The 380-nt window shown below is 64.7% G+C and carries 1 protein-coding gene; it reads right to left on the reverse strand.

The genetic code is table 11. The annotated features are described in order from the left end of the window. The coding region (locus tag RNB18_RS53510; RefSeq protein WP_311721247.1) for an SDR family NAD(P)-dependent oxidoreductase at nt 1-380 on the reverse strand (380 nt) is incomplete at both ends.

The following is a 380-nucleotide window of genomic DNA, read 5'->3' on the forward strand; positions in this document are numbered from 1 at the left end:
GTGTGGAACAGCTGGCAGATCGGCGCCATGTCGTCGGGGCCCGGGTTCTCCAGGTCGGGCCGGAACATCTTGAACGTTCCGTCGTTGTGCAGCATCGGGGTCGCCACATGCGTGGGATGCACGGTGTTGCAACGGATGTTGTGCTGACCCAGCTCCACGGCGAAGCCGCGCATGAGGCCGACGACGCCGTGCTTGGCGGCGACATAGTTACCGCAGTGCGGGTAGGCCTTGAGGCCACCGACCGAGCTGGTCAGGATGATCGAGCCGCCGCGGCCGCCTTCGATCAGGTGCGGCACACCGGCTTTGACCGACTTCCAGACACCCGAGAGGTTGATGTCGATCATCTCGTCCCAGTCGAGCTGGCTGGTCTCGTGCAGCAC

It is taken from the genome of Streptomyces doebereineriae, assembly GCF_031845645.1.
Classification (GTDB): domain Bacteria; phylum Actinomycetota; class Actinomycetes; order Streptomycetales; family Streptomycetaceae; genus Streptomyces; species Streptomyces canus.